Origin of the sequence: Salinivibrio sp. ML323 (assembly GCF_001995745.1) — a bacterium.
Taxonomy (GTDB): domain Bacteria; phylum Pseudomonadota; class Gammaproteobacteria; order Enterobacterales; family Vibrionaceae; genus Salinivibrio; species Salinivibrio kushneri.
On record NZ_MUES01000046.1, the window covers coordinates 1 to 9,554 of the forward strand.

Sequence of the window (9,554 nt, forward strand, 5' to 3'; positions counted from 1 at the left end):
CATCGCCGCAAACATCGCCGCAAACGATCAGGTCACCATGACCATCAACGGCACCGAGTACACCACCACCGTGGATGAAAACGGCGAGTGGAGCGTGGACGTGGCCGGCAGCGACCTGGCGGCGGACACCGAGTTCGAGGTGGTCGTGAGCTCGTCGGATGACGCGGGCAATACGGTCGACAGCCGCGTGACCTCGACGCACACGGTTGACCAAACCGCGGATGCAGGCACGGTCAGCGTGAACGACATCACCAACGATGACGTGATCAACGCGCAAGAAGCGGGCGAGACCATCCCGGTCACCGGCAGCGCGAGCGGCGGCGACATCGCCGCAAACGATCAGGTCACCATGACCATCAACGGCACCGAGTACACCACCACCGTGGATGAAAACGGCGAGTGGAGCGTGGACGTGGCCGGCAGCACATCGCCGCAAACGATCAGGTCACCATGACCATCAACGGCACCGAGTACACCACCACCGTGGATGAAAACGGCGAGTGGAGCGTGGACGTGGCCGGCAGCGACCTGGCGGCGGACACCGAGTTCGAGGTGGTCGTGAGCTCGTCGGATGACGCGGGCAATACGGTCGACAGCCGCGTGACCTCGACGCACACGGTTGATACCAATACACCCAACCCCCCAGTCATCACCAATATCACCGATGACTCCGCTGGTAGTGATTACAGCGATGTCACTTTGCACGGTACGGGTGAACCTGGAGCAACTATCACGTTGTATAGCAAAGAAGGCAGTACGACTAATGGTAATGATACCAATCCGAATGGTTATGTTCGTGTCGCGACCGAGGTTGAGGTGGATGGTGATGGATTCTGGACTTTAGATATTACAGGTCTCGACAATACACCTGTCAATGATAATGAATTCTTCAAAGCGATTCAGACTGATGAGGCGGGTAACGCCAGTGAAGATTCGAACATTGTGCATTACTGGCACGGTGAATGGACGAATGCCAATACCGAAACTGGGGATGATTATGTCTTGACTGGTGCCGGTAACGATACGGTTAATATCATTACTGATGATGCTAACGATCAACTCGTCATTGACGGTGGTGCAGGAAATGACAAGGCTGTATTTAATACGAGTGTCGACAACCTATCGTTCAGCAAAGATAGTAATGGTTACGTCATTGTTGAAAACAGTGACACCGGAGATCGTGTTGAGCTGCGTGATTTTGAATCGATCAATATAGATGGCGATGACCAGAATATCGATGAGCTCTTCACGCCAACTGTCAATATTGTCGAAGACGCCAACGATGATGGCTTTATCAGCAGTGGTGAGCTCACTGGCCAGGTCGACGTTGAAGTCGGCTTGCCAGCCGGCGCCGTGGATGGTGACAAAATCCGCGTCAGCGATGGCGCCACCACCAACGAGATCGTGTTGGAGCAGAGCGACATCGATAACGGCAGCGTCGCGACCTCGTTCGATGCGCCAGCGGAAGGTGAAACCCTCGAGGTGACAGCGGAGCTGGAAGACCAGTTTGGCAACACCTCGGCAGAAGGCAGCGACAGCGCCGTGCTCGACACCCAGATAGAGATGCCTACGATCAAGGCGATTTGGGGGAATGGCTTCAATACTGGGCTTAAAGTGGAGGCTGAGCCGAATACAGAGCTATCGTTTAAAGATCAAAATGGCGACGCTATCCTTAATAAAGATGGGGACATCCTCAAGGTCAGTGTTGGTGAATCAGGCCAAGTGACATTGAATGGCGACAATTTGCCTGATGGCGAAGTGTTTCCGCTTGATATCACGGTTGTATCGACCGATTCAGCTGGAAACAGTGCTGAAGCAACAGCCCCCGCGCAGCCCACGCTGACACTCGAAGACACGGGGAGTAGCGCCGATGATGGTATAACCAATCAGGGTGAAGTGACTGTAAGCGGCATTGAGCCAGGTAATAAATGGTTTTATACCTTTGAGAATGCAGGAGATTACAAGCCGTTTGAGGGTGACCTTGGTAACTTTACCCAAGGTGAGGGAACAAGTTTTACGCTGCCAGAAGGCGAGTATGAGTGGTCAGATATTCGGGTTTATCAGCAAGACGAAAACGGCAATATTAGTGCGCATCAATGGCATCCTGCGGTAACGGTCGATACGACAGCCCCAGAGCAAAATGATGGCTTGAACAGCATCACGTTCGATGATGCCGATGACCTGATCAACGAGAGCGAACAAACCTCCGTGACCTTCAGCGGCAMGGTGGAAGACGGTGCGGCGATAGACAGCATCGTGATCACCGACGGCCAGGGTGGCAGCGTCACCGTGGACGCGAACGACATCACCGTGAGCGGCAACGATGTCAGCGTGGCCGGCCAAGACCTGAGCRGCCTGGGCGATGGCGAGTTGAGAGTGACCATGTCGGTGACCGATAAGGCCGGAAACCAGGGCAGCGTGGATGACAGCGCCGTGTTCGACACCCAGATAGAGATGCCTACGATCAAGGCGATTTGGGGGAATGGGCTTAAAGTGGAGGCTGAGCCGAACACAGAGCTATCGTTTAAAGATCAAAATGGCGACGTCATCCTTGATAAAGATGGAGACTCCCTCAAGGTCAGTGTTGGTGAGTCAGGCCAAGTGGAATTGAATGGCGACAATTTGCCTGATGGCGAAGTGTTTCCGCTTGATATCACGGTTGTCTCGACCGATTCAGCTGGAAACAGCGCTGAAGCAACAGCCCCCGCGCAGCCCACGCTGACAATCGAAGACACGGGGAGTAGCGCCGATGATAGGATAACCAATCRGGGGGAAGTGACTGTAAGCGGCATTGAGCCAGGTAATAAATGGTTTTATACCTTTGAGAATGCAGGAGATTACAAGCCGTTTGAGGGTAACACTGGTAACTTTATCGAAGGTGAGGGAACAAGTTTCACGCTGCCAGAAGGCGAGTATGAGTGGTCAGATATTCGTGTCTATCAGCAAGACGAAAACGGCAATATTAGTCCACATAAATGGATGTGGTACCCGGGGGGAGTAGTCGATACGACAGCCCCAGAGCAAAATGATGGCTTGAACAGCATCGCGTTCGATGATGATGTCGTTAATAGTGCAGTTCACAACGCTGTGACGCTCAGTGGTCAAGTAGAAAAGGGAGCAACGGTTGACAGTATTGTGATCACTAATAGTGCTGGAGGCAGCATTGGGTCGATTGGTGGCATAGATATTAATGACACCAATTCAGGCGGAAGCATCACTGTCGACAGTGGCGACATTAGCGTGGATGGTAATGGAAAGGTAACGGTTACAGGCCAAGACCTGAGCAGCTTGGCTGATGGCGAGCTGACCGTGACCATGACGGTGACCGACCAAGCAGGGAATACGGGGAGCGTGAGCAACAACGCCGTCTACCTTGCTTCTGACGGACTAACGGTCTCGGCTTCCTTGTCTGAATTTGCCGGCGGTTCGCATCCAGCCGATGATTTAATAGCGCATGTTAAACAAGAGAATCTGAATTTAGATCAAGTCACTGAAACGACAACTGATACCGGAAAGCCCTTGCTTATTGGCGGTACATCAATTGAAGCATATCATCTAGGTGATAGCAGCGGGATTGCGGATATTACCTTTATATCACAACAAGCTGATGCGACTACCGCGTATTATGGTGGTAGTGGCGACGATACGGTTTACCTACAAGGTAATCGCAGTGATTATGGCAACCTAACACAACTACCGAATCAACAAGGTGCAGATAGTGCAGTTGGTTTATATCATCAAGCCGGCCATGATGCAGTTGTCGATCACGTACCGCATACTTTCTACGATATCGAAACCATCTACTTTGCCGATGGTAAATATGAAGTAGAAAACGGCGAGTTGACCAAAGTCGCGGATATTGTCCAGCTGGACGTTGACGTGACGTTGAACGATAACGACGGCTCTGAGAAAATCACATCAGTAATTATATCGGGAATGCCTGAAGGAGGCAGCGTACCGGATGGCGAGCAGCTTGATTCAGGTGATTGGCAAGTGCCGATTGATCCACTTCAGACAAGTTCTGGTTTCTCGGTCACGCTTGAATTGCCGGAGGGAGGTGCCCCTGATTTATCCGTGACGGTTGGTGCCGCTGAGGTCGATGATCAAGGCAATCGTGTTGATGTCGAAATCACAGACACGGCTTCACCATTAAACGTCATTTTACCGAACGAAGTGACGAGTAATGTGTCGCAACCGCTTACGCTCACTAACGATGATGGGCGTGCGAGTTATAATAATAGCTTTGGCTATTATGTCAAAGATGACGATGGCAATCCCACTATTGGTAAAGTGGTTTGGGCGAATTCATCGAACGCTAATGAAGGCGACACATTTGATCTGGATGGTTACGCCCAAGACGAAATTGGATTCTTTATTATTCCAGATGGTGGTCGTGAAAATGCAATATCAGACCAAGCCAATGTAACGTTTGAGCAAAATCAGCAAGGAAACTGGCAAGCTGTCGTTAACGGGCAGCCGTTATCCGGCAAGGGGGCGCCAGCTTTATTTGACCAAGCTGCTTTAAACCCAGATAACCGCCCATATATAGAAACTGATGACAACGGTGATCTTAGATTTGAGGATGTATTGGGTGGTGTAGGTTGGTTTAATAAGTTCAGTTTTGACGACGTAAAAGTGAATGCAGAGTGGGGCGATCAGGTGACTACCGTTACTGGGACCACAGGTGACGATGCTTTAGAAGCCGGTCAAGGCAATGACATTCTCATCGGTGGAACCGGTAGCGATAAATTCCAGTGGTCGCTGGATGATATGCCATCGTCTGCCGATGGGACGGAAACCGATGTTATTGTCGATTTTGACAACCAAGGTGACACGCAAGACACCTTCTCGTTTGTCGAGGATTTAACTCAGCTCATCAAAGACGGGCAAGTGTCGATTTCATGGCAAACCACAGACAGTGGTGAGGCTGAAGGTACGCTCACCATCGGTATTGATGCCGACGGCGATAGCCAAATGGATCAGCAGATTGACATTGAAAGCTTGAGCGTCGTTACCAACGGCGGTCAGCAAGAAGTGGTGATCAACACCTTGATTGGTGGCCAAGAAGGGGAGCTAAGATTGACGCAAGATGGTAATAATACTGAACTTTCAGTAGGAGATAACCAAGACTTAGAAATCGACGTCGATACAGACTGGTAATCTCCCTCAGGCAGCGGCTATGATGTTGCTGCCTGTTATTTTTCGGTCAAAAGAGAGATGTAAGTGACTGACCAATCAAATAATAATCAATCGGTGCAGTGGCAAATCGCAGCGGGCGAACAACCCACCGACGATCCCTTGCTAGATTGTTTGGTATTGCTGACCGAACACTATGGCACCCCCTGCTCGGGGGATGCGTTAGTGGCGGGCTTGCCGATGACCAATGCGCTACTCACGCCCGATATGTTTCCACAAGCGGCAAGGCGCGCCGGTTTGGCCGCACGTTTGTCACGTCGCAACCTGGATAACTTAGGGCCGTTATTGCTCCCTTGCGTGTTACTGTTAGCAGATCAAAAAGCCTGTGTGCTGCGTGAGATTGATAATGAGGCAGGCACTGCCCTGATTCAGTTGCCCGAAAATGGCGGCRAGCAAACCATGCAGCTTGAAGCCCTTGAGGCGATGTATATCGGATATTGCTTTTTTATTAAGCGCCAGTACCGCGGTGATCAGTCGGTCGATTTACACCTGCACGAATGGCACTATTTCATCAATCAATGAATTTTAGTCATGGAATAGACATGTTAGAACGTCACCACCTTCATATTTTGCGTGCGATCAAAGAGCAAGGGTCGCTTACCGCAGCCGCAGAGACGCTTCATCTCACCCAATCTGCCATTAGCCATGCGATGAAAAAGCTAGAAAGCCAGCTCGGGATTAGCTTGTGGCAAAAATCCGGACGGCAGCTTCATTTCACGCGAGCGGGTGAGTACTTGCTTACGCTGTCTGAGCGCATGCTTCCTCAGTTCAAGCACGCTGAACAGCAGCTTAAACAGTTTGCCCAAGGCCAACGTGGCACACTGCGCATTGGTATGGAATGCCACCCTTGCTATCAATGGCTGTTGAAAGTGGTCGAGCCGTTTTTGCACCAATGGCCAGATGTGGATGTTGACGTTAAACAAAAGTTTCAGTTTGGCGGGCTAGGCGCTCTTTGGCCATGAGATTGATGTGCTCGTCACGCCCGATCCCTTACTTAAACCAGGCATAGAATACGTATCCGTGTTTGATTACGAACAGGTGCTGGTGGTGAGCGGACGAAGTGCACTCGCGGCGTTTGACCATGTTGATCCTGAGCAAGTAACACAGGAAGTGCTGATTACCTACCCTGTTGATCAATCGCGTTTAGATGTCTTTACCCAGTTTTTGGCGCCGGCGCACTGTGCACCGCGCAAACACAAAACCATAGAAACAACCGATATCATGCTGCAAATGGTTGCCGCTGAGCGCGGGATCGCGGCACTCCCCAAATGGCTGGCAAAAGAGTACCAACAACGACTAAACCTTCATATCCTTCGTATAGGCCAACAAGGTATTCATAAGTCGATCCATTTGGGTGTACGTGAGGGACAAAGAGATGATTACATCCAAGACTTCATCGAAAAAGCCAGTTCAACCGTAATGCAGCGATGTGACTAAGAGATAAAACACTCAATCCCGTTAATAGTGACATTTAAGCGCATACTTCAAGTGCATGGTCTATGGGTGTAGTTTGGCGCCGTTTCAAACACCGATCTATAATTACGTATTGTCTCAATGTTGAGCCGTACAAAGTGCACATTTCGGAGTAAAAATGCTTTCGAAGACGTCTAATTCCTTAGATAACGCAAGTGATAGACTTTGAATGCACCTCACATTTTTTATGGATAAAGAGTCCCGGTTATGAAATCAATCTCGCTCTCTCGCAATGTAAACGTCGAAAGTATCCAGGGAGATGGTGTACTGCTTGTCAATGGCACGCCAATGACAGTGACCGAAGGCACGTCCTTTCCGTCTGGAACCGAGCTGGTTCTGCCAGATAACAGTGAGGCTGTTATTGTACTCAGCGACGGAACGTTACTCGCCGTTGAGGCTCAGGGAGAGCAGCCCGGCGCCGTGCTCGATGGATTGCCGCAAGATGTTCAAGATGAAATAGCCGAGACTCAGCAWCAAATCCTTGACGGTGAAGCCGAGATTCAGCAACAAATCCTTGACGGTGAAGGCGAGATCACCATTCAAGAAGATCAGGCGTCGGCTGCGGGGCAAGATGCGACCGGAAGTGGCTCGTGGAGCTATGTCAACATTGCGCGTGATGGAAGCGAGACCATCTCAAGCTCTGGATTTGATTCTGACTCGATTGCTAACAACGCAGGCGCGATTGGCACTAACCAAGAAGACGGCTTTGGACGCTTCGTTGATGCAACGGCACCCAACGCGCCAGGTGTGACCATCCTCAATGACGCAAACAATGACGGTGTGATTAGCAGCCAAGAAATTGGCGACGGTATTCGTGTCTCTATCGATTTAACGGGTACCAACGCTAATCCAGGTGATGTGTTAACCGTGAATGGACAAACCTTCATCCTGACAGACGACAATATTACCGACGGCTCTGTCGTCCTGACCCTCCCTGATACTCCCGCAGACGGAGAAACATTAACCGTAGAAGCCACCATTACCGACACCTCCGGCAACACCTCCGCGCCGGGGAGTGATCAAGCTGAGGTTGATACTAGCGCCGAGGCCGGCACGGTCAGCGTGAACAACATCACCAGCGATGACGAGATCAACGCGCAAGAAGCGGGCGAGACCATCACGGTCACCGGCAGCGCGAGCGGCGGCGACATCGCCGAAGGCGATACCGTTGCGATGACCATCAACGGCGAAGACTACACCACCACCGTGGATGAAAACGGCGAGTGGAGCGTGGACGTGGCCGGCAGCGACCTGGCGGCGGACACCGAGTTCGAGGTGGTCGTGAGCTCGTCGGATGACGCGGGCAATACGGTAGAGAGCACTGGCTCATCAGAGCATACGGTGAATACCCAAGCTGGTAGCATCAGCATTGCCGATATCACTGGGGACAACCAGATTAATGCTAATGAAGCTGATAATGTGACCATCAGTGGTAGTACGAATGGTATTGAGGACAACCAAACCGTGACTATCACTGTAGATGGTACTGAAGTGGGGACTGCGACAGTTACCGACGGTGAGTGGAGCTTGGAAGGTGTAGATCTAAGCGATTTTGCCGATGGCGACATCACCGTGGTTGCATCCGTGACGGACAGCGCGGGCAACTCAGCGAGCGACACAGAAACCGCGACGCTAGGTACGGCGGCCCCAGACACCGGTGATGGCAGCAACAGCATCGCGTTCGACGATGGCCTGATCAACGACAGCGAACAAAGCGACGTCACGTTCACCGGCACGGTGGAAGACGGTGCGGCGATAGACAGCATTGTGATCACCGACGGCCAGGGTGGCAGCGTCACCGTGGATGCGAACGACATCAGCGTGAGCGGCAACGATGTCAGCGTGGACGCCCAAGACCTGAGCAGCCTGGCCGATGGCGAGCTGACCGTGACCATGACGGTGACCGATGAAGCCGGCAACCAGGGCAGCGTGGATGACACCGCGACGTTGGATACGGCGGCCCCAGACACCGGTGATGGCAGCAGAACATCAGCGTGAGCGGCAACGATGTCAGCGTGGACGCCCAAGACCTGAGCAGCCTGGCCGATGGCGAGCTGACCGTGACCATGACGGTGACCGATGAAGCCGGCAACCAGGGCAGCGTGGATGACACCGCGACGTTGGATACGGCGGCCCCAGACACCGGTGATRGCAGCAACCGCATCGCGTTCGACGATGGCCTGATCAACGACAGCGAACAAAGCGACGTCACGTTCASCGGCACGGTGGAAGACGGTGCGGCGATAGACAGCATCGTGATCACTGACAYTGACGGTAGCAGCATCACTGTGGCGGAAGGCGATATCAGTACCGACACAGACGGTAATGTCACCGTGATCAGCCAAGACGTCAGCATCCTGGCCGATGGCGAGCTGACCGTGACCATGACGGTGACCGATGAAGCCGGCAACCAGGGCAGCGTGGATGACACCGCGACGTTGGATACGGCGGCCCCAGACACCGGTGATGGCAGCAACAGCATCGCGTTCGACGATGCCGATAGCCTGATCAACGAGAGCGAACAAACCTCCGTGACCTTCACCGGCGCCGTGGAAGACGGTGCGACGGTCGACAGCATTGTGATCACTGACACTGACGGTAGCAGCATCACTGTGGCGGAAGGCGATATCAGTACCGACACAGACGGTAATGTCACCGTGATCGGCCAAGACGTCAGCATCCTGGCCGATGGCGAGCTGACCGTGACCATGACGGTGACCGATGAAGCCGGCAACCAGGGCAGCGTGGATGACACCGCGACGCTGGATACGGCGGCCCCAGGCGAAGGTGGCGATAGCAGCAACAGCATCGCGTTCGACGATGCCGATGACCTGATCAACGAGAGCGAACAAACCGCCGTGACCTTCAGCGGCACGGTGGAAGAC

Annotated in this window: 7 protein-coding genes; all 7 read left to right on the forward strand. The window is 52.6% G+C overall.

Translation table 11 applies throughout. From position 1 onward, the window contains the following. Window positions 1-454: Ig-like domain-containing protein (locus tag BZG13_RS14710; RefSeq protein WP_158074910.1), on the forward strand; the 454-nt coding region annotated here is incomplete at its 5' end. Further along, the gene (locus BZG13_RS14715) at window positions 400-5,160 is read left to right on the forward strand and encodes a hypothetical protein (RefSeq protein WP_131825407.1); all 4,761 of its coding nucleotides are present in this window, start codon (window positions 400-402) and stop codon (window positions 5,158-5,160) included. The genes BZG13_RS14710 and BZG13_RS14715, both read left to right, overlap by 55 nt. Window positions 5,161-5,223: 63 nt before the next feature. Beyond that, a complete protein-coding gene (locus BZG13_RS14720) occupies window positions 5,224-5,718 on the forward strand; it encodes a cysteine peptidase family C39 domain-containing protein (RefSeq protein ID WP_108743909.1) in 495 nt (164 codons plus the stop codon). A 20-nt stretch (window positions 5,719-5,738) separates the two neighbouring features. Then, window positions 5,739-6,158 carry a LysR family transcriptional regulator gene (locus BZG13_RS15395; RefSeq protein WP_198532072.1) on the forward strand — a complete coding sequence of 140 codons (420 nt, stop codon included), beginning with the start codon at window positions 5,739-5,741 and terminating at the stop codon, window positions 6,156-6,158. Window positions 6,159-6,165: 7 nt separating this feature from the next. After that, entirely contained in the window at window positions 6,166-6,633 is a 468-nt protein-coding gene (locus BZG13_RS15400) for a LysR substrate-binding domain-containing protein (RefSeq protein WP_198935535.1), read from the forward strand. Window positions 6,634-6,876: 243 nt separating this feature from the next. Continuing rightward, the gene (locus BZG13_RS14730) at window positions 6,877-8,667 is read left to right on the forward strand and encodes an Ig-like domain-containing protein (RefSeq protein ID WP_077487159.1); all 1,791 of its coding nucleotides are present in this window, start codon (window positions 6,877-6,879) and stop codon (window positions 8,665-8,667) included. A 17-nt stretch (window positions 8,668-8,684) separates the two neighbouring features. After that, window positions 8,685-9,554 (forward strand): PKD domain-containing protein (locus BZG13_RS14735; protein ID WP_198935536.1); only part of this gene is annotated, 870 nt, incomplete at its 3' end.

What these genes read in the sequence shown, in the direction of transcription:
- BZG13_RS15395 (WP_198532072.1), top strand. Translation starts at nt 5,739, where the DNA reads ATGTTAGAACGTCACCACCTTCATATTTTGCGTGCGATCAAAGAGCAA.